Raw genomic sequence first — 21015 nt, 5'->3', positions numbered from 1 at the left:
CACCAGCACAAGAGCGCTGCTCGCGTCATCACCAATCGTTGTCAGGATCCCAACCAGCACTCTCCATCAGGCCTGCGACCCTCTCCACATCATTTCGGCTGGGGCGACGTGTTGTAACTGCTGCCACGGCGTCATGCACAATAATATGTGGATCGATATTCAGGAAGTCTCCAGCAACCTTCCCCAAGTTTTCCTCGCCCATACCGTCACTGAGCACCACCAGAAGTGGATAGTAGTCAGATTCAGGGACGCCTTGCGGGTAGGCGGTACGGAGAGTATTGAGGACCCGCAGGAGAGGCTCTTCCATCATCAGTATCCCAGCGTGTTTACGGGTGGATGAACGATCGCGTCAAAGATTACTCCCTGCGCCTCAGCACCCCGAAGAAACTTCTCGTCGGCAGTGAAGATCGGCATTTTCAACCTGTCAGCGGTGCCGAAGATCTGAATGTCGTTCGCACCAACCTTCTTCGTCACTCTCAATCCGAGCGCCCTCGCGCTCGGGTTGTCCCTGACAACTTGAATGGCACCGAGGAGGTTGTCCGCAGCGCTCCGCTCGCCAGCACTGAGGAAACCGGCCCCTTCGAGCCTCCCCAAAGCGCCGGTGAACTCATCCACGCCAATCTGGGTCATGTGCATCCGGCGGTCGCCAATCTGCGCCATCAGCCTATTGGCAACACTCCGATCAGACGAAATCAGCGCCCTCGCCGTACTCGCGTCAAGCATGACGCCGCAGTTGTGTACGAGAACCTGAGCACCGAATGTGCTCACGTAGTAGGTGTGGATACCATCAACGCTGAGGTTATAGACAACTCGACGCTCAACGTACTTCTTGACGCCGGCCACAACGGAAGGCCGACCGTCTGCGGTCTTGAGTCGATCACCCGGCTTGAGATCCTTCGCCTCGGCCCAGCGCTTGTCATCGACCAACCAGAACGGATGCCCGTCAGTTGCCGTCAAGGTTCCAGCCCTGGCAACGCCTCCTTCACGCTGATCGATAGCGATATCGACCAGGTTCTTACTGCCTCCGCCGACGATAACTGCGGTGACCGCTCGCGCCTCAGTCCTGCCAGTCGTCGGATCGGTAGCGAGGACTTTCTCTCCGACTCTGACGTCCCGGATTGCCTTTCGGCCACCGTCGGCCATCACGACCGAAGTCTGACCCGTGAAGCTGTTCGAGCATCCTCTACCGAGAAGGCCTTGGCCGATGCTGCGGGCCTCCCCCAGGCCCGCGCTCAGCGCCTTCCCGCCGGCCGACCGCAACCCACCGCTCAATCCACGGATGCCCGCACCCAGCGCCTGGCCGCCGATGGAGCCGAGCGCACCACCGAGGGCACCGGTCAGGCCGCCCATGGCGGTGGCGCCGGCGAGGTCCCAGCCGCGCTTGCCGTTCATGTAGCCGGTGACCGCCGAGCCGACCGCTCCGGCGAGCGCCCCGCAGGCCACCGCCCCGACGCCGGTCCAGCCGATCGCCGCGCCGCAGCCCAGGCCGACGACGGCTCCGACGGCGAAGCCGGCGATCTCGGCTGCGTGGTCCTCGACGAACTGGGTCGCCTTGTCCCACATCTTCTCGGCGCCCTCGACGAGAGGCGCCAACCTCTGGGCGGCCGCCAACCAGAGGTTCTGTTTGAACTTCTGCGGGTCCTGGATGGCCATCGTGGTGACCGCGACGACGCTCGCGGCCATCTTGAATCCGGTGGACACCACCTTGCCGAGCGCGACGAGCGGCTTCGTCAGAGCCTGGATCACCGGCAGCTTGGTGAACTTGACCGCTTGTTTGATTGCTGACTTCGCGGCGGCGGTCACCGCGACCTTGGCCTGATAGACCCTTTGAGCGACGGCTCTGGCCTGCTGTTTCGCCCAGTCTGCGGCTCGGGCGAGTTGGTTGTACCCGTTACGGATCGCGTTGCCGACACTCTTGACCGCGTTGACCGTCTTCTCGACGAGCTTCTTCGCGCCGTCCGAGATCGCTCGGCCAACCGCCTTGAGGCCGGACCAGGCGTAGTTGAATGCGGTGGACGCGAAACTCCTGGCGTAGTTGAACACCGTGGTGGCGCCGCTGACCACGTTGGAGACGGTGTTGGTGACCGCGCTCGCGGCGCGCTTCATCCAGCGCGGCCAGTGGCCGTCCGGGTCGTCGAAGTCCAGCGGGGCGCCGGCGCCGTAGGTGTAGCGGTTGGCCAGGATCGAGTCGCCGGAGGTGTAGTTGACGCTGTCCCGTGAGGTGAACGTGCCGGTGCCGGGCTGGTACCAGCGGGCGCCCATGTCGACCTGCCCGGTGTCCGGGTCGGTCCAGTCACCCTGGAAGCCCAGTCGGCCCGTGTTGCCGGTGCTGCTCACCTTCTTGCCGAACGGGTCGTACGTGGTGGAGTCGTTCAGGGTGGACAGTTGGGTGTCGGCGGGGTTGATGGCCGCCACCACGTCACCGTGCGCGTCGGTAAGCGACAGTCGCTTGTCGGCGCCGTGGGCGGTGGCGAGCAGCTCGTCGTTCGGGCCCCGGCCGTAGTACTCGACGCCGTCGTGCACGACCTCGTCGCCCAGGCCGGCGTAAACGAACGAGTTCCCTGTCCGCGAGGCCACCCGGTCCAGGCCGTCGTACGTGTAGGTCTGGTCCTGCGCCCCGGTGAGCCGGTCGAAGGCGTCGAAGGAGAACTGCTCGGCCAGGCCGGAGCTGGTCCGGGTCCGCAGGGTGCCCCGCGGGGTGTACGCGTAGGTGTAGTCGCCGTCGGAGAGCAACCGGTTGCGCTCGTCGAAGGTGGCCGTCTTGGATCCGGCCCGGACCCGGTTGCCGCTGGCGTCCCAGGCGTACGTGACGGTCCCCGCCGGGCTGGTCCAGGAGATCAGCCGGCCGGCCTTGTCGTAGTCGTACGTGTTGGTGCCCGCCCCGGCGGTGCCCGTGGTGTTCTTGCTGGTCAGGTGGCCGTTGAGGTCGAAGCCGTAGGTGACCGAGGCGACCGTCTGACCGCCGGAGTTGCGCAGCACGTCGCTGGCGACCCGCCCGTAGTCGTCGTACCCGAAGGTGCGCACGCGGCCGGCGCCGTAGTCGACGGTCTTGACGTCGCCGGCGGCGTCGTAGTCCAGCTTCTGCTGCTGGCCGGTGATGCTGTCGGTGAGCGTGTCGAGGCGGCCCTTGACGTAGCCGAAGGTGGCCGTGCCGGTCAGGTCCGTGCGGCTGGTCACCTGGCCGTCGTCGTCGTACGCGAAGCTCGCCGTGCCGGACGGGCCGGCGGTGGACAGCAGCCCACCCCTGTCGTTCCAGCTGTAGGTGTTGCTGCCATTGGGGGCGTTGACGCTTGTCAGACGGCCGTCCTGGTCGTAGTCCAGGGTCCGGGTCGCCGTCGGGGTGTCACCTCCGGAACCGGTCTCCACTGTCAGTCGACCGGCCGCGTCGTAGGTACGCGTGCGGCTCACCCCGCCGGGGGCGCTGAGCCGAACGGCGTTGCCGTCGGCGTCGTACGCGACGGTCCAGGTCCGGTCCTCGGCGGCCGGGTGGCTCGCCGTGGCCGGCTCGATCGCCGACTCCGGCAGACCAAGGGAGTTGTACGTGTAGATCGTGGAGTTGTTGCGACCGTCGGTGTAGCGGGTCCGGTTGCCGGCGGCGTCGTACCCGAACGTGGTGGTGATCGGGTCGCCGTCGGTCGGCTCGACCTGCTTGACGAGCTGGTCAGCCGCGTCGAACTCGTACGTGGTGACGGTGTTGTAGGGGTCCTTCGACGAGGTCATGTTGCCGGCCACGTCGTACCCGTAGGTCTGGGTGCGCAGGACCGTGCCGTCGGCCTTGAGGTTGAGGGTGGCGACCCGGTTGCCGAACTGGTCGTACCCGACGCGGGTGGTGCGCCCGAGGCCGTCGGACACCCGGACCTGGCGGCCGGCGAAGTCGTACCCGAAGATCATGGCCTCGCCGGTCGGCGCGGTGCTGCGGGTGATGTCGCCGGCCCCGTTGAAGGTGTTGACGGTTGTCGCCCCGGACGGGGACACCGTCGAGGTCAGGTTGCCCGCGTCGTCGTAGGCGAGTTTGCTGACCAGGTTGCGGGTGGTCGGTCGCCGCTCGACGACGGTCTGGGTGACCTGCCGGTCGAGGTCGTCGTATGTCGACTCGACGCGGGCGCCGGTCGGGCCGGTGACCGACAGGACCTCACCGGTACGGGTGTAGGTGTAGCGGGTAAGCGCCCGGTCGTCGTTGGTCTTCGACGGCTCGTCCCGCACCGTCAGGCGGTTGAGCTGGTCGTACGTGTAGCTGGTGGTGCCCGCCGGATCGGTTTCCTCGACCACGTTGCCCAGGGCGTCGTAACGGCGCTTGTGCTCCGGGGTGACCGGCTGGGTCACGCCCGGCGCCTGGTACGTCGGCGCGAGGCTGCGCACCACGCGGCCGAGCTTGTCGTACTCCGATGTGGAGACCCGCCCGAGCGGGTCCTTGACCGCGACCTGCTCACCGAAGGTGTTGTAGCCGACCGAGCTGGCCGGGTTGGTGGGCACGGCCGGGTTGCCGCCGCTCTCGGCGAGGACGGTGGGGCCGCTCTGCCCGATCTGGCGGCCGAGTTCGTCGTAGCGGAAGGTGCTGGTGAACGCGGCCTTGTCCGCTCCCGCGACGTTGCCACGCGGGTCGGTGACCGAGGTGCGCAGACCGCGCTGGTCGTACGTGTAGCTGGTCACCCTGGTCTCGCTGCCGGCGGTGATCTTCTCGGTTTTCACGTTGCCGGCGTCGTCGTAGGTGTAGTCGACGACCTCGGAGGTAGCCAGCACCTCCCAGTTCAGGTTCGACGGGTTACCGGTCCGGACGGTCTGGGTGACATTGCCGTTGAGGTCGTAGGTGAAGCTGTTCGTCCGACGCACCCCGGTCGGGTCCAGCACCGTGCTCTTCACCTTGCCGGTCTTGTCCGGCGTGTGGTCGGTGACCTGGGTGCCGTTGGCGGCGACCTTGCGGGTCACGTTGCCCGCGCCGTCGTAGGTGTTCTCCTCCACGACGTAGTCGCGCTTGCTGCCGTCGGGGTTGCGGAAGTCCTTCAGGGTGATCTTTTTCAGCAGGTCGTCGCGGTAGTACTCGTACTCCAGTCGCCGGCCCATGGCGTCGGTGTCGCTGGCCAACCGTCCGGCGAAGTCGTACGAGTAGGAGTGCAGGACGAGGTAGTCGCCCGTACCGGTGCCGGGGGTACCCGCCGGGTCGCTGCGCCAGTCGCGTAGCCGCACCTCGGCCACCTTGTTCTGCGCGGTGTACGCCCAGTCGTAGCGGTTGCCGTTGGCGTCGGTCATCGTCGTCTTGTTGCCGAACCGGTCGTACCCGTAGCTGGTCTCGTTGCCCTCGGGGTCGACCACGCGGACCGGCCGGCCCTCGTCGTCGTACTCGGTGCTGGTGACCCGCTCGGGGTCACCACCGAGCAGGTCGGAGACGGTGACCTTCGTGGGGTTGCCGTCGGCGTCGTACTCGTTGACGGTGCGGCTCTGGTGCTGCTTGTCGGTGACGGCGTCGGTGGTGACCGGGCCGGTGACGGTGGCCACCCGCGAGTGCCCGTCGTAGGTGATCGTGGTGGTGACACCCGCGGGGTAGGTGTCGGAGATGACCTTCTCGGTGATCCGCCGGCCGAGCGCGTCGTACGTGTACTCCGTCACGAGCCCGGACGGCTCGGTCACCCTGGCCAGGTCACCGTTGCCGTAGTACGTGTACCTGGTGACCTTGGAGCGCGCGTCGGTGCTGCTGTCCAGCAGCCCGGACGGGGGGATGCCGTTGACCCCGGGTCCCGCGCCGGTGGTGTAGGTGTGGCTGACCGTGCTGCCGTCCGGGTTGAACTGGCTGAGCAGCTGACCGGTGCGGTGGTACGAGAACGTGGTCCGGTAGGTGTTGTCGGTCGGGCCGCTGGAGCGGCCGTCGCGCTGCTCGACGGCCAGATCGACCCGGGGGTCGAACTGGTCGGTGATGGTGGTCGAGTAGGTGTAGTAGTTCGTGAAGCACTGGGTGGGCGTACGGCAGCTCTTGCGGGTGGCGAGACGACCCTTGCTGTCGTACGTCATCTCGACCGTGTCACCGTTCTCGTTGGTGACCTTGCTCTGCTGGCCGTCCTCGTTGTAGGAGAACGAGCGGATGGCCATGCCGTCCAACGGGTGCCGCACGAAGATCGGCCCGCCGGCGTCGCCGGGGATCACTGTGCAGAAGGCGGGATCGTTCGGGTCGGGCTGCGTGCAGACCTCCGTCGGCGGTGGCGTCGGCGTCGGGCTGGCCTGCCCGGGCCGGTCCTCCTCCCGGATCTCCAAGCCGAGCGGGGTGCCGGAGCGCAGCAGACGGCCGGCGAGCGCGTCGTACTCGTACAGGTAGGGGCGGTTGGCCGGGTCGAGGACCTGGACGCTGCGCCGCAGGTCGGTGTCACCGCCGTAGACGGTGGGTTGGCCCACCTTCCAGGTGCCGCCGTTGTCGTCGGTGTACTCCTTGACCCGGTCGGTGGCCGTGTCGTACTCGACCTCCGTGGCGACCCGGCCGCTCGGCAGGGTGACCTTGGTCAGCTGCTGAGCGGCAGGCTTGGCGTACTGGAAGTGCGCCTTGGCCGTGTCCGGGCCGATCGGATGGGAGTAGACGGCGACCTCGTCGATCGTGCCGGCGAAGTAACGCTGGGCGGTGGTGCCCCAGCCCGGCCAGGAGGCGGGCGTGGTCGCCGAGGCGAGGCCGACCTGGTTGAAGGTCAGCAGCGAGTGCTCGATCGGTTGCCCGGTCAGGTCACCGACCTTGACCCCGTCGAGGTACATGGTCTGGGTATTGGCCATCGCGGACAGCACCACGTGGTGCCACTTGTTGTCGTTGACCGTGATGCCCGAGGTGATCGGCGCGATCGTGCCGGTGGCGAACTGGCCGCGCAGCTTGCCGTCGGTCCCGGTGTAGAGCAGTGGTACGCCGCTGGCGGCGGCGGTGCCGACGGCCTTGTCCTGGTAGCCGACGAGCGGGCCGCCGGTCTGGGTCAGGCCGATCTTGAACCACAGCTCGACGGACACGTCGCGGCTCTTCTTGATCAGGCCCTTGGGCAGTTCCAGGTACGCCGAGGTGCCGTTGAAGCCGGCGGCCGTGCCGTTGGTGCCCTCGAGCACGCCGGGCTGGCCGAGCGTGACGTTGTTGCGGTACGTGCCGGCGTCCTTGCCGAGGTTGATCGCCACGTCGCTCGCGGCGCCGGTGCCCTCGGCCTCGCCCAGGTGGTAGTACGAGTCGGGCTTGGCGTCGAGAACGGCGGTGCGGTAGTGCGAGCCGGCCGCGTAGGTGTAGTTGGTGCAGGCGGACTCCGGGCCGCAGACCTTCGTCAGCAGGTCACCGTTGTAGGTGTAGTTCCAGGTCAGTTTCGCGCCGTTGACCGGGTCGGTGCTGACCGTGGCGATGTGGTTGCCGTTCCAGGTGAAGGTCAGCGACCGGCCGGCGGTGTTGGTCTGGCTGTTGGAGACCTGGGCGCGGGCGAACTTTCCGGTCATCGGGTCGAGGGTCAGGTTGACCGAGCGCCCCGAGTTGTCGGTGATCTTCTGGAGCTTGTTGAGCAGGGAGAACTGGTAGGTGCTGCCGGTGCGGTCGACCAGCTTCCAGTTGCTGCTGTCCACTGTCAGCTTCGCGACCCGGCCCGGCGGCGGGGCGTACGTGCCGTCCGGGTTCTTGCCGAACCGCACCTCCTGACCGTCCGGGTAGCGGACCACCACGTTGCCGGTGCCGTCGTTGTCGGGCACCAGCGTCATGTCGTACCTGCTGGACCAGCCGGCGCCGAAGACCCCTGACGTGCGGGGGTCGAGGCTGTTGTAGGTGCGGACCAGGTTCAGCTCCGGTCCGACGGTCACCACCGTGGCGTCCACCGCCGAGGTGGCGAAGTTGCCGGTCTGGGCGTCGAACTCGCGGCCCTGTTCGGCGCCGGGTGATGTGGCGATCCGGGACAGCAGGTCCGGTTGCGGCACCGAGCTGAGCATCGTCGAGTACGGGGAGATGACCTCGTTGGCGCTGTCCTTGACGTAGGAGCGCCACAGGTAGCTCTTGCCCCAGAACATCCGACCCGCGGGCACCACCCAGGACTGTTTGGCCTGGTACCCGGAGTTGGTGCAGTTGGTCGCCGCCCCGGCATCGGTGCGGTCGCAGATCTCGAACTTGAACGACAGGGTCGCCCCGGGTGCGGCGTCGGTGTCCACGGCCCGGGCCCAGAGCAGCGGGGTGAGCGTCGGCGCCTGGTAGCCGTTGTCCGGGTAGAGCTCCTGCACCACGGGCGGAACGTCGAAGACCTGCAGCACGATCCGCCCGGGTGGCACCTGATGGTCGGTGAAGACCGCACCGCCGGTACGCACCATTGTGAAGTCGAGGAAGTAGTTGCCGGGCTCCAGCCGCTTGATTGTCGCGTCGAGCGTGACCTTCGCACCACGGGCCAGGGTGGCGGGGAGGTTCGCGGCACGCTGCTGGGTCACCGCGGCGCCGGTCTGGGCGTTGTAGACCCGGTAGGCGAGGTAGTAGTTGGCAGGCGTCCACGCCTCGGCACCACGGTTGGTGACTGTCACCTTCACCTTGCCGTCCTGGTTACGCAGGACGGGCGGCTCGGGTGTGGGCTTCGGGATCGCGTACCCGGCGTTGTACGGGCTGTGCGTGATGTAGAGCGCTGGCGGGTTGGCAGTGCCGGTGCCGGCGAACTTCTTCCAGGCGGTGGTGTCGGTGGCCGACGCGCGCAGGGAGAGACCGTTGTTGGCCTGCTCGCCGTTGACCCAGCGCTGCACGAGGTTACGGCCGGCCCCGCCGAGATCGAACATCTCCCCCGCCGCCGGGCACGCGGACTGCGACTGGCCGAGGCCGACGTACCCGTGGGCGAACGAGCGGCTGACCAGCGCGCCACCCACCGACGGACCCGGGTAGGAGTAGCCGGTGCCGGCCGACCACGACTCGGTGACCGGGTGGACGGTGACCGCACGCGCCTTGCAGGAAGCCGCGTCGAAGTTGACAGCGGAGAGCGCCGCGCCGTGGATGGTGTGGTTCTGGAGCCGGCTGACGAGGTTGCCGAACTTGAGGTACGCCGCCGCGTTGGAGCCACCGGAGCGGCCGACCAGCAGCTCGCTGCCGCCCGAGGCGGAACTGCTCCCGTGCACGTACATGCTGCTGTCGGCGTTGACCGCGTCCACCGGTGGGCCGACGGTCGGGTCGACCTCGACCGGGTAGCGCCGGGCCGGATCGGTCAGCCAGGCCCGGTCGGGAGTGACCTTCAGCGCCGTCTGCCCACCCGTGGTGACCAGCTCGTACGCCACCTTCGTGGAGGTGGCGGGACCGGCCGCGCCCGAGCCGGCGTCCACCATGTAACCCGGTGGAATGACCCCGCGCTGACGCCCGTCCCGGTCACTGAGGACGACCTGACCGTCGACCAGCTTCGCGGTGAGGTTGCGCAGGTTCAGCGGGAACACGTACGACGTGGGTGCCTTGGCCGAGTGCAGGACCAGGGTCTCCTTCACGCCGCCGGCCCGGGGCTCCAGGCGCAGGTCGACGTCGGGGCGTACGCCGGGGAAGGTGACGGCGTTGCCGTCCACCCGGCCCGGCGCGTTGACCGCCTCGGCCAGACCGAAGCCGAACTCGGTGTCGCCGTCGAAGCTCAACCGGGCCACCTGGCTCGCGGCGCCGTTCGAGGCGATGCGCAGGCCCACCGAGTCGGCGGTGGTCCCCCAGCCGTCGGCGGCCGGCACCAGGGCGTGGTCGATGGGTGCCCAGGTGCCGTCCGGCTTGCGGTAGTTGACCGGGGCGGAGGAGAACTCGGTGGTCTGGGTGCCGTCGGCGTTGTCGTAGACGCGCTGGTTGGCAGCACGCTCGGCCGGTCGTTCCCGGCTGGTCCGCCTGTCGAAGCCCTGGGTGTCGTCGACGGGCGCGGCGGCCACCGAGGCCTTGTTGCGCCCGGGGGCGGGCTTGTCGGCCAGCTTGTGCAACGGGTACTGCCCGCGCTGCGACTTCGGCACGTCCCGGTTGGGTCGGCCGGGCGTCACGTGTGAGCGTCCGGCCGCCGAACCCCACGCCTGGTTCGGCTTGTCACCGCCGCCACGCTGCCCGGTGGAGGCCGCGCCGTCGCGGTCGCGCGCACCACCGCCGGCCGGCAGCGCGGTCACTCCGCTGCCGCCCAGGTTGAGCATCAGCACGCCGGCCAGGGCCGCCGCCAGGACGGACCGGGTGGCGCCGGAGCCGAACACCGTACGTCGTCGGGGCAGCCGACCACGCAGATCGGTCAGCCGACCGCGCGGGTCGGGCAGACGCCGAATGCTGAAGGACATGGTCACCCCTGAATCGAGGACGGGCTGAACAGCGGAGAGGAGACACGCGAGTGCCGCGCGGCCGGTGCAGGTCGCACGAATCCGTGTGCTTGTCGCCGGCACCATTTCCAGGCGCGCGGCGGTGCGCCGTCGACCCGTCGGTCGACGGGGACGTCAGGAGATGAGAAGAGGCAACTCGGGTGGGCCGAAATCACGTCGGAACGGATCGGCCGGCAGACTCGATATGGCCCCGTCACGGCAGAATGCCGCCAGGTGAGCGGTCACAGCTTCACACCCCCGTGTGCTGCTACTCGTCGATACGCCGCTGTAGGTTGCAGCACCTCCAATCCGCTGTCAAGCCGCGATCCTCGCGAATGTCTTCATCAGCTGTTCGACCAGGGCCGATTACTTTCCGTCAACGTGCTGGGGATTTTGATGGCTTAGGTCCGTTTGCTGGTCGGTTGAAGGCGATCCGACCGTCCACCCTGGATGGTGCCGCTCCGCGCTTGGCAGGTGACTGGACGTCGTGCATGATGAGCCGGGCCGACGACGGGGAAAAGGGCCTCCGCGTACGGCTGGCACCTTTGGATGTTGCCCAGGAGCCGCGCGTTCGTAAATCGATTGACGCCGGTTCCTAATTCTCGGGGGAGGATGACACAAACGTGTCCCTATTGACCAAGGAATCAGTAGCGGCGGTGCCTGCTGGGCGTCGTGCGCTCGCATTCGCCGGCGCACTTCTCATCGGCGGCGCCGGTCTTGTGGCGCCGCTGCCGGCGTCTCCCGCACAGGCGGCGACTGACGCTTTCAGCTGCACCGGATCGGCGGCGTTCTTCAACTCGACCACGGCCGGCACGCTCGCCCGTCGCGAGTACAGCACCCCGGGCCGGGACGGCGGCGTCTTCACCGCCGCCAGCACCGTCGGGCCCGCCAGCTGGCAGACGTTCGGTCGGTTGTTGGGCGGACCCGACGGGCGGGTCTACGGCATCAACTCGACCGGACTGAACCGTTACCGGTGGACCGGCAGCGCTTGGGAAACCGTCGACGGCAAACAGAGCTGGAACATCAGCACGAGCTTCACCGGCTACGCGACGGCCGCCTACCGCAACAAGATCACTGTGGACCAGATCGGTGACTTCTACGCCGTCGACGCCCTCGGCAAACTCCGTTGGTACCGGTTCGACGAGTCGACGCGGACGTGGACCATCAACGCGCGTGTCATCGACACCGGATGGGACCGGTACAACCTGATCGTGGCCGCCGCCCCCGGCACCCTCTACGCCCGAGCGGCCGACGGCAAGCTCTACCGGCACCGGTTCGATCCGGCGAGCCAGCGGTGGATCAGCCGTGACCGTCAGGTCGGTTCGAGCGGCTGGCAGGCCTTCACCAAGGGGCTCTTCTCCGCCGGCGGCGACACCCTCTTCGGCATCCAGACCGACGGCGACCTGTTCCAGTACCGCTACCGCGAGGACAACATGTCCTGGGCGCTGACCGCCGACCAGATCGGCAACGGCTGGGCCGGCTTCCCGAACGTCTTCACCACCACCAACACCTGCCGTCAGGGGGCGATCACCGGTCCCGCGCTGCCGGCCACCCCTGTGCAGCAGAACGCCCCCCTGGCGATCACGCAGGCCCCGGCCGCCGGCACGGCGCTGGGCACCCTGGAGATCGCGTACAGCGACAACATCGGCCAGCTGCGGCACGGACGCGCCAACCCGGACGCGATGGCCTCGATCCAGTGGTCCGCCGTGCCCGGCACGGACGCGTACACGGGCAAGCCGTCCCTGGTCTCGGATGCCCAGAACCGGGTCACCATCGTCGCCCACGAGACCACCAGCAACGTGGGTTCGTTGACCCAGAAGACCCCTGCCATGCCGGACTGGAATCCGTGGCTCGCCCTCGGCGGGGCGATGCGCTCGGAGCCGACCGCCGTCCGACTCTCCGACGACACCCGCGCGGTCTTCGCCCTGGACGCCGGGGGCGGCCTGTGGCACCGCCGGCAGGACGGCACCGCCGGAGACCTTCTTCCCTGGACGCCGCTCGGTGGCACCGGACTGACCGGCGCGCCTGTCGTCGTGCCGGGCGTGGAGGGTACGGCCACGGTCCTGCTGGCCGACGCGGCGGGCACGCTCCAGGCCGCCACGTACAAGGCCGGCGCGCTCACCTCGGCGTGGACGGGGCTGGGTGACGCGGGCTTCGTGGACACGCCGAGTGTGATCACCCTGCCCGGCCGCCGCCTCATGGTGGTCGCCCGACACACCGACGGAACGATCCGGAGCCAGTTGCAGAACACCGACGGCACCTGGCCCGGCACCTGGAGCGCGATCGGCGACGCCGGCATCACCCCCGTCGGCTCCCCGACCGCTGTGTTGAGTCCGAACACCGGCCGCGTCTCGGTGTTCACCCGGACCACTGGCGACACCATCCACCACTCGCGGCAGACCGCCGCCGGCTCCGCCACCTGGGGCAACTGGGCTTCGGCGACGGTGCCGGACGAGACCTACCCCACGGATCCGACGGCGTTCGTCTACCAGAACTCCGGCGGCACCCGACTCGGGTTCGTGAGCCGAACGGCCAACGGTTCGGTCCGGCTCTACGACATGGACGAGTCCGCCGCGTCGAGCACCACCCGCAGCGCCACGGCGGGGGACGTCTCCTTCACCGAGCGGGAGATCCCGCAGCCCCGCGACTGACCAGCACCGGTTCGGCGGCCGTCGGGGGTCACACCCCGGCGGCCGCACCTATCCGAGCGGCGTCACCGTCCGATCCGTACCGTCGTAGCTGCGGGCGGCGGCGAACTTGCCCGTCGGGCGCTGCCCACCGGCGACGGCACGGGCCATCCGCAGGTCCGCGTCGCGGAACCGCAGGGCCAGGCTCAGGTGCGGCACCCACGCCCCCGGGGCGTGCCACGGACGCTGCCCGTCGGCGTCGGCGAGAACGTCCCAGACGGCGGTGTGCAGCGCGGTCAGCGCCGGTGTCGGCCGTACCAGCCAGACCAGCGGTGCGCTCCCGTCCAGGACGACGATCCGGTCGAGCGTGACGGGCACCGGCAGCGCGACGTCGAACAGCCCGGCCAGACGGTCCTCGACGCCGGGTGGGAACCCGTCCACGGCGGCGAGGGTCAGATGTGGCCGGTTGGTCGGATGGGTGTTGCGGGCCAGGCTGGGCAGGCCTGCCGCCGCCAACCGGCCCCAGACCGCCCGTACCTCGGCGTCCAACCCGGGCGAGCAGAGCAGTTCCACCGTACGCACGCGCCCACGTTAGCCCGGTGGTCAGAGCCAGCCGTTGTCCTGGGCGGTACGCACCGCCTCGGCCCGGTCGGCCGCGCCGAGCTTCTGCACGGCGGCCGAGAGGTGGTTGCGGACGGTGCCGGTGGACAGGTGCACCCGGCGGGCGATCACCGCCACCGGGGCGCCGAACTCGGCCAGCCGCAGTGTCTCCAACTCCCGGGGCGTCAACGGGCAGGCGGGCAGGGTCAGCGCGTCGGCGGCCAGCGACGGGTCGACGTACCGGCCTCCGGCGTGCACCCGCCGGATCACGTCGGCCAGCGCGCCGCCCGGGGAGCCCTTGGGCACGAAACCGCGCGCGCCTGCGGTCAGGGCCTGCCGCAGGTGACCCGGACGGCCGTGCCCGGTGAGCACGACGACCGCGCACTCGGGACGGACGCGGGTGAGTTCGGCGGCCACCGCGATGCCGTCCAGGCCGGGCATCTCCAGGTCCACCACTGCCACGTCCGGGCGGTGGGCGAGCGTCGCGGTGACCGCCGAGGGCCCGTCGGCGGCCTGGGCCACCACGTCGAGGTCCGGCTCCAGGCCGAGCAGGGCGGCGACCGCGACCCGGATCAGGTCCTCGTCGTCGGCGAGCAGGACGCGGATCACGACGACACCGGCACGGTGACCTCGAGGGTGAACACCACGTCCTGGCGGTGCACCCGCAGCTCTCCCCCGACCGCGGCGAGCCGGTCGGCGAGGCCGCGCAGGCCGTGGCTGTGTTCGTCCGGACCCCGGTCGTCGGCGCCGTCGTTGACGACAGTCATGGTGGCCACCTTCTCCTCCCGGTCGACGCGGATCCGGCACCAGTCGGCCCGGCTGTGCCGCAACACGTTGGTGCCCGCCTCGCGGAGCACCGCAGCCAGTTCGCTGGCCGCCGGCTGCGGCACCTCCGCTGGTGGTGGCTGCACCGTGCAGCGCACCCCGCAGGACCGCAGCACCTCGGCCACGGCTGCCAACTGCTCGCCGAGGTCGACCGCGCGATAGCCGTGCACGGTCTCACGGACCTCGGCCAGCGCGGCGGCGGCGAGGCGCTGCACCTCGGCGGCCTCCCGACCGGACCGCTCGGCGTCCACAGGCGCCAGCCGGGCGGCCAGTTCGGCCTTCAACGCGATGACGGTGAGGTGGTGCCCCAGCACGTCGTGCACGTCGCTGGCGAACCGCAGCCGCTCCTTCGCCGCGGCCAGTTGAGCCTGGGCGGCCTGACCCTGCCGGGCCTCCACGAGCAGCCCCCAGAACCAGACCTGCAACCAGTTGACGGCCGCCACGGCGACCCCGACCCCGCCGGTCACGACCACGTACCGGACGACCGAGCCGCCGGTCCACCAGGCCACGCCCGCCGACACGAGCAGGGTGCCGGCGGCCACCGCCGCCGCGCCGGGGAGGCCGAACAGCAGCGGAGCCATCCCGACCAGGGCGGCGCCGATCCACGCCCAGGTCGGCCAGGCACCGGCCGCCACCGGGGCGGCCAACGGCACGGTCAGCGCCGCCACGGCGGCCAGGCCGAGCTGGGCGCGGCGTCGCCACCGCTGGGCGAGCCACGGGGTGACCGCCGCGTACAGCACGGCGGTCTGGGCTGCCGCGAAGGCGCAGATGCCGACCGCGCCGAACGCGACGCGGGAGGTGTCCGGCTCCCGGGTCAGGCCCACGGCCGGCAGCAGTACAGTCGCCCACACACCGGTGGCCAGCGACAGCAGCGTCGCCTGCCGGGCCCGGTGCATCCGGCGGTCCGCCCGGGGAATCACCGCCTCGCTCGCCACGCGTCGATCCTAGGGCCGCCAGGCGCACGGTCCACAGGTGCGAGTTGTCACGGTCGGACCGTGCGCCGCGCACAGAATTCCGGTGACGGACGGGCCTGCCGACCGCGCCGGAACGCCGGCAGTGTCGACGGCATGGAGAAGACACCGATGTACGCGAACACCGCCACCGTCGTACCGTCGCCCGGGCCGCTGGCGACCCACCGACCGGCACCGCCGGACGCGGCACCTGCCGGCGGCACGCGGCGGCTGCTGTGGCATCTCGGCGAGATGGCGCTCGCGATGGTCGCCGGAATGGTGCTGCTCGGGCCGCTGTGGGAGACGGTCGGGCACCCGCTGGGGCTCGGCGGAGTGTTGGGCCGCCCGGACGTGGCCGCGCTGGTGATGGCCACCAACATGACAGTCGGGATGACCGTGTGGATGCGCTACCGGGCGCACCACTGGCGGGGCGTCGTCGAGATGGCCGCCGCGATGTACGTGCCGTTCCTGCTGCTGCTCGTCCCGTTCTGGGCGGGTGTGCTGGGTGGCGACGTGCTGATGCTCGGCGGTCACCTGCTGATGGTGCCGGCGATGGTGCTGGTGGCGGTGCGGCACCGGCACGAGACGCCTGCGGTGATCCGGCGGAGGCCGGCCGTGGTGGCGTTCGCCCGCCGCTGGCCGACCGGGCTGGCGCTGCTGATGACCGTGGACATGTTTGTGGATCCCTTCGTGCTCAGCCCGTGGACGTTGCTGGTGCTGCCCGGCGGTTACCTGCTGATCGGCCTGGTCCGCCGCTCGCTGGGCGGGCCGGGCGTGCTCGCCACCCAGCTCGTCGGTCTGGTCGCCTGGGTGGCCCTGACGCTCGTCGCGGTCGCCGTCGGCGGGCGGACGGCCTCCTGGCTGGTGGCGTTCGGGTGGCTGGCGCACGCCGGCTGGGACCTGGCGCACCACCGCACCGGCCGGGTGGTGCCGCGCGGCTACGCCGAGTGGTGTGGGGTGCTCGACGCGGCTCTCGCCGCGGTCATGATCCTGGCGATCCTGAGCAGCGGCGACTGACCCGGGTGCGCTCTTGTGCCGGTCGCCGCAGCGGGCCGGACGGCGTGATGAAAGGCTTGGCACATGAGTTCCGCACCTGCACAGCACGACGCACCGACCGACACCACCCCCGACGGCACCGACGAGGCGAACGCCTTCACGGAGCTCGGGCTGCGCGCCGAACTGCTGGGCGCCCTGGCCGCCCTCGGTTACGAGGAGCCGACCCCCATCCAGCGGGAGGCGATCCCACCGCTGCTCGACGGCCGCGACCTGCTCGGTCAGGCCGCCACCGGCACCGGCAAGACGGCGGCGTTCGCGCTGCCGCTGCTGCACCGGATGGTGGCGCACCGCGACGGCGGGGACCCGGTGGCGCTGGTGCTGGTGCCGACGCGGGAGCTGGCGGTGCAGGTGTCCGAGGCGTTCCATCGTTACGGCAAGGACCTGGGCGCGCGGGTGCTGCCGATCTACGGCGGGCAGCCGATCGGGCGGCAGCTGCGGGCACTGGACAGCGGGGTGGACGTGGCGGTGGCCACTCCGGGCCGGGCCCTGGACCACATCGCCCGGGGCACCCTGCGCCTGGGCGGCCTCGCCACGGTGGTGCTCGACGAGGCCGACGAGATGCTCGACATGGGCTTCGCCGAGGACATCGAGGCGATCCTGGAGCACGCGCCGGCGCAGCGCCAGACGGTGCTCTTCTCGGCCACCATGCCGTCCCGGATCGACGGGATGGCCCGCCAGCACCTGCGCGAGCCGGTCCGGATCGAGATCGGCCGGGAGCAGACGGTCGCCGGTGAGGCGCCCCGGGTGCGGCAGAGCGCGTACATCGTGACGCGGGCGCACAAGCCGGCCGCGCTGGGCCGGGTGCTGGACGTGGAGTCGCCGACCGCCGCCATCGTGTTCTGCCGCAGCCGGGAGGAGGTGGACCGGCTGACCGAGACGATGAACGGCCGGGGCTACCGCTCCGAGGCGCTGCACGGCGGTATGAGCCAGGAACAGCGCGACCGGGTGATGGGCCGGCTGCGGGCGGGCACCGCCGACCTGCTGGTGGCCACCGACGTGGCGGCCCGCGGCCTGGACGTCGAGCAGCTCACCCACGTGGTGAACTACGACGTGCCGTCGGCGCCGGAGTCGTACGTGCACCGGATCGGCCGGGTGGGCCGGGCCGGCCGGGAGGGTGTGGCGATCACCCTGGCCGAGCCGCGCGAGCACCGGATGCTCAAGACCATCGAGCGGGTGACCGGCCAGCGGATCACCATCGACAAGATCCCCACGGTGGCGGACATGCGCACCCGCCGGCTGGAGCTGACCCAGGCGGCGCTGCGGGAGAGCCTGCTGGAGGACGACCTGGACCCGTTCCGGGTGATCGTGGAGACGCTCACCGACGAGTTCGACCTGATGGAGGTCGCCCTCGCCGCGGTGAAGCTGGCGCACGAGGTGACCTCCCCCGGTTCGGACGACGAAGAGGAGATCCCGCAGGTGCCGGTCCGTGGCCCGCGCGAGGGCCGGCCGGAGGCCGGCGGTCGGGGCGGGGACCGGCGCGGCGGAGGCCGGCCGCGTCCGGGCGGCGGCAACACCGTGCAGGTCTTCGTCGGCCTGGGCCGGCGGGCCGGGGTGCGCCCGCAGGATCTGGTGGGTGCCATCACCGGCGAGACCGGTATCCGCGGCCGGGACATCGGCTCGATCGAGATCGCCGACCGGTTCTCCCTCGTGGAGGTGCCGCAGGGGGTGGCCGACGAGGTGATCTCCGGGTTGCGCTCCAGCACGATCAAGGGCCGCAAGGCCACTGTCCGTCGGGACCGCGGCGGCGAGCGCTGAAGGCGCCGCCGGCGACCGCCGGGGGTACGACGGTCGCCGGCGGCGCGGATCAGAAGGCGTACGGGCCGAACCGGCCCCAGGCGACGACCGCGGCGAGCACGAGCAGCACCGCACAGGTGACGGCGCCCTGGATCTCCATCCGACGCCGGTCCTGGTTGTCGGGCTTCTTCATGTCGCGCAGGTGCACCAGGATGCCGCCGATCATCACGATGACGAGGCCCACCGCGGCGAGGGGTGTCAGCACGGTGGCGATGCCGGTGAGCGGGGGCAGCACCAGCCCGACAGCGGCCAGCACCTCGACCGCGCCGAGCGCCTTGACCTGCGACGGCGGGACGGGGTCCACCCATCGCATCGGGTCGCGCAGCTTCTCCTTGGGCTGGGTCAGTTTGGCCAGGCCCGCGCCGGCGAAGATGGCGGCGAGCAGGATCTGGATGACCCAGAGCGCAACGGTCACAGGGGTTTCCTCCGGGGCACCGCCTCGCGGCGGAGAGGTGGGGTGAGGGTTCGAGCGGGACAGTAGTCCCCCACCCGCGTACCGCGACGACCCCCGCCGTCGATGAGACGGCGGGGGTCGTCGTGTGCGGAGCGTCAGGCGGCGGCGAGCGCCGGCCCGTCCAGCGCCTCGACGTCGGCCGGGCGCAGCGCCAGGGCGAGCACGTCGGCCACGTCGGCCAGGGTGTGCACGGTCAGCGCCTCGCGCACCTCGGTCGGCAGGTCGTCCAGGTCGGGCTCGTTGCGCGCCGGGATGATCACCTCGGTGAGGCCGGCCCGGTGCGCGGCGAGCAGCTTCTGCTTCACCCCGCCGATCGGCAGCACCCGTCCGGAGAGCGTCACCTCACCTGTCATCCCGAACTCCGGTCGGACCGGGCGGCCGGTGACCAGTGAGGCCAGGGCCGTCACCATCGTGATGCCGGCGCTCGGGCCGTCCTTGGGCACCGCGCCCGCCGGGAAGTGGACGTGGATCCGGCGTCCGGCCAGGACGTTGGGGTCGATGCCGAACCGCCGCCCGTTGGAGCGCAGGTACGACAGGGCGATGTGCGCCGACTCCTTCATCACGTCGCCGAGCTGGCCGGTCAGGGTCAGTCCCGGCTCGCCCTCCATGCTCGTCGCCTCGATGAAGAGCACGTCCCCGCCGGCGCCGGTGACGGCGAGGCCGGTGGCCACACCCGGCACCGCGGTGCGCTCGGCCGACTCCGGGGTGAACTTCGGCCGGCCGAGGTAGCCGGTGAGGTTGCCGTTGTCGACGCGTACCGGTGACGGGTCGGTCGCCAGGGTCACCGCCACCTTGCGCAGGATCTTGGCGAGGCCACGTTCGAGCTGCCGTACGCCGGCCTCCCGGGTGTACTCCCCCGCGATAAGCGCGAGGGCCTCGTCGGCGATCTCCACCTCGTCGGCGGTCAGCCCGGCCCGCTCCCGCTGCCGGGGCAGCAGGTGGTCGCGGGCGATGGCGACCTTCTCGTCCTCGGTGTACCCGTCCAGCATGACCAGCTCCATCCGGTCCAGCAGCGGGCCGGGGATGGACTCGACCACGTTCGCGGTGGCGAGGAAGAGCACGTCGGACAGGTCGAGGTCGACCTCCAGGTAGTGGTCCCGGAAGGTGTGGTTCTGCGCCGGGTCGAGGACCTCCAGCAGGGCGGCGGCCGGGTCACCGGCGTAGCCGGCGGCCAGCTTGTCCACCTCGTCGAGGAGCACGACCGGGTTCATCGAGCCGGCCTCGCGCAGCGCGCGGACGATCCGGCCGGGCAGCGCGCCCACGTAGGTGCGCCGGTGACCGCGGATCTCCGCCTCGTCGCGGACGCCACCGAGCGACACCCGGACGAAGTTGCGCCCGAGCGCCCGGGCGACGGACTCGCCGAGGCTGGTCTTGCCCACTCCGGGAGGGCCGGCGAGGGCGAGGACCGCGCCGGAGCCGCGACCGCCGACCACGCCGAGGTTGCGCTCGGCCCGCCGGTTGCGCACGGCCAGGTACTCCAGGATGCGGTCCTTCACGTCGGCCAGGCCGGCGTGGTCGGCGTCGAGCACCGCCCGGGCCGCGGCCAGGTCGGTGTTGTCCTGGGTACGCGTGCCCCACGGCATCTCGAGAACCGTGTCGAGCCAGGTACGGATCCAGCCCGCCTCCGGGGAGGCGTCACTGGCCCGCTCCAGCTTGCCGACCTCGCGCAGGGCGGCCTCGCGGACCTTCTCCGGCAGCTCGGCGCTCTCCACCCGGCTGCGGTAGTCGGCTGAGCCGTCCGGCTCGTCCTCGCCCAGCTCCTTGCGGATGGCGGCGAGCTGCTGGCGCAGCAGGAACTCCCGCTGGGACTTCTCCAGCCCCTCGCGGACGTCGCTGTTGATCTGCTCGGTGACCTCCTGCTCGGCCAGGTAGTCCTTCACCCAGCCGACGAGCAGCTCCAGCCGGGCGGTGACGTCCGGCGCGGCGAGCAGCTCGGTCTTCTGCTCCAGGGTCAGCCAGGGCGCGTAGCCGGCCGAGTCGGCCAGCTCGGACAGGTCGGTCATCCGCTCGACGGCGTCGATGACCTGCCAGGCGCCACGCTGCTGGAGCACGGAGGTCACCAGGGCGCGGTACTCGCGGGCGAGTTCCCGGGCGCGGCCGGCGGGAGCGGGTTCGTCGAGTTCGGTCGCCTCGACCCAGAGTGCGGCGCCGGGGCCGGGCACGCCGGAGCCGATCCGGGCCCGGGACAGGCCACGGACCACGGCGGCGGGCTCGCCGTCGGGCAGCCGGCCGACCTTCTCGATGGTGGCGACCACGCCGACGGGACCGTACTCGCCGTCGATGCGCGGCACGGCCAGCAGCCTGCGGTCGTCGGTCGTCCGTGCGGCGTCGATCGCGGCCTGGGTGGTCGGGTCGAGGGTCACCGGGATCACCATGCCGGGCAGCAGCACGGCGTCGGTCAGGGGAAGTACCGGAAGAGTTGCCATCGAACACCTGCTATCGCGTTGAGTTGAGCGTG

10 protein-coding genes are annotated in these 21015 nt (G+C 70.6%); 3 read left to right on the top strand and 7 right to left on the bottom strand.

The genetic code is table 11. The features are described 5' to 3' along the window. Nucleotides 1-28: 28 nt before the first annotated feature. Both AB0N27_RS07760 and AB0N27_RS07755 read right to left on the bottom strand, forming a co-directional pair. Entirely contained in the window at nt 29-310 is a 282-nt protein-coding gene (locus AB0N27_RS07760) for a DUF3349 domain-containing protein (protein ID WP_364364767.1), read from the bottom strand. Next, nucleotides 310-10233, bottom strand: coding sequence for a polymorphic toxin-type HINT domain-containing protein (locus tag AB0N27_RS07755; RefSeq protein ID WP_364364764.1), 9924 nt, complete (start codon nt 10231-10233; stop codon nt 310-312). Before AB0N27_RS07755 ends, AB0N27_RS07760 begins: the two co-directional genes overlap by 1 nt. Before the next feature lie 674 nt (nt 10234-10907). Between AB0N27_RS07755 and AB0N27_RS07750 the strand changes: the two genes are divergently transcribed. Beyond that, nucleotides 10908-12902, top strand: a complete 1995-nt coding sequence (locus AB0N27_RS07750; RefSeq protein WP_364364761.1) for a tachylectin-related carbohydrate-binding protein — start codon at nt 10908-10910, stop codon at nt 12900-12902. Between the two features lie 48 nt (nt 12903-12950). Here AB0N27_RS07750 and AB0N27_RS07745 read toward each other — a convergent pair whose 3' ends face one another. From AB0N27_RS07745 to AB0N27_RS07735, 3 genes are read right to left on the bottom strand one after another with little or no spacing between them, the layout of a single operon-like run. Beyond that, nucleotides 12951-13460 (bottom strand): 2'-5' RNA ligase family protein, encoded by a 510-nt coding sequence (locus tag AB0N27_RS07745; protein ID WP_364364759.1) that lies wholly within the window; start codon nt 13458-13460, stop codon nt 12951-12953. A 21-nt stretch (nt 13461-13481) separates the two neighbouring features. Further along, nucleotides 13482-14087, bottom strand: coding sequence for a response regulator transcription factor (locus tag AB0N27_RS07740; protein WP_364364756.1), 606 nt, complete (start codon nt 14085-14087; stop codon nt 13482-13484). Next, nucleotides 14084-15238, bottom strand: a complete 1155-nt coding sequence (locus AB0N27_RS07735; RefSeq protein ID WP_364364753.1) for a histidine kinase — start codon at nt 15236-15238, stop codon at nt 14084-14086. Before AB0N27_RS07735 ends, AB0N27_RS07740 begins: the two co-directional genes overlap by 4 nt. Before the next feature lie 132 nt (nt 15239-15370). On the opposite strand from AB0N27_RS07735, the gene AB0N27_RS07730 reads away from it, so the two are divergent. Then, complete coding sequence (locus AB0N27_RS07730; protein ID WP_364364750.1) at nt 15371-16270, top strand: hypothetical protein; 900 nt, start codon at nt 15371-15373, stop codon at nt 16268-16270. 63 nt (nt 16271-16333) lie between these two features. Continuing rightward, a complete protein-coding gene (locus AB0N27_RS07725; RefSeq protein WP_364364747.1) occupies nt 16334-18064 on the top strand; it encodes a DEAD/DEAH box helicase in 1731 nt (576 codons plus the stop codon). A gap of 49 nt (nt 18065-18113) precedes the next feature. Here the strand turns inward: AB0N27_RS07725 and AB0N27_RS07720 are convergent, their stop codons facing one another. Together AB0N27_RS07720 and lon are read right to left on the bottom strand one after the other, a co-directional pair. After that, nucleotides 18114-18518: a DoxX family protein gene (locus AB0N27_RS07720; protein ID WP_364364744.1), complete on the bottom strand. Its 405-nt coding sequence runs from the start codon at nt 18516-18518 to the stop codon at nt 18114-18116. A gap of 134 nt (nt 18519-18652) precedes the next feature. Continuing rightward, the gene (lon, locus tag AB0N27_RS07715; protein ID WP_364364741.1) at nt 18653-20983 is read right to left on the bottom strand and encodes an endopeptidase La; all 2331 of its coding nucleotides are present in this window, start codon (nt 20981-20983) and stop codon (nt 18653-18655) included. Nucleotides 20984-21015 lie beyond the last annotated feature (32 nt).

This window comes from Micromonospora sp. NPDC093244 (assembly GCF_040683695.1).
GTDB lineage: Bacteria > Actinomycetota > Actinomycetes > Mycobacteriales > Micromonosporaceae > Micromonospora.
Note: the sequence above shows the minus strand (reverse complement) of the source record. Positions and strands in the feature narration are given on the sequence as shown.

Bases quoted from the DNA above. Each gene is read 5' to 3' on its own strand.
- AB0N27_RS07760 (WP_364364767.1), bottom strand. From the start codon at position 310: ATGATGGAAGAGCCTCTCCTGCGGGTCCTCAATACTCTCCGTACCGCC.
- AB0N27_RS07730 (WP_364364750.1), top strand. From the start codon at position 15,371: ATGGAGAAGACACCGATGTACGCGAACACCGCCACCGTCGTACCGTCG.
- lon (WP_364364741.1), bottom strand. From the start codon at position 20,983: ATGGCAACTCTTCCGGTACTTCCCCTGACCGACGCCGTGCTGCTGCCC.
- AB0N27_RS07755 (WP_364364764.1), bottom strand. From the start codon at position 10,233: ATGTCCTTCAGCATTCGGCGTCTGCCCGACCCGCGCGGTCGGCTGACC.
- AB0N27_RS07725 (WP_364364747.1), top strand. From the start codon at position 16,334: ATGAGTTCCGCACCTGCACAGCACGACGCACCGACCGACACCACCCCC.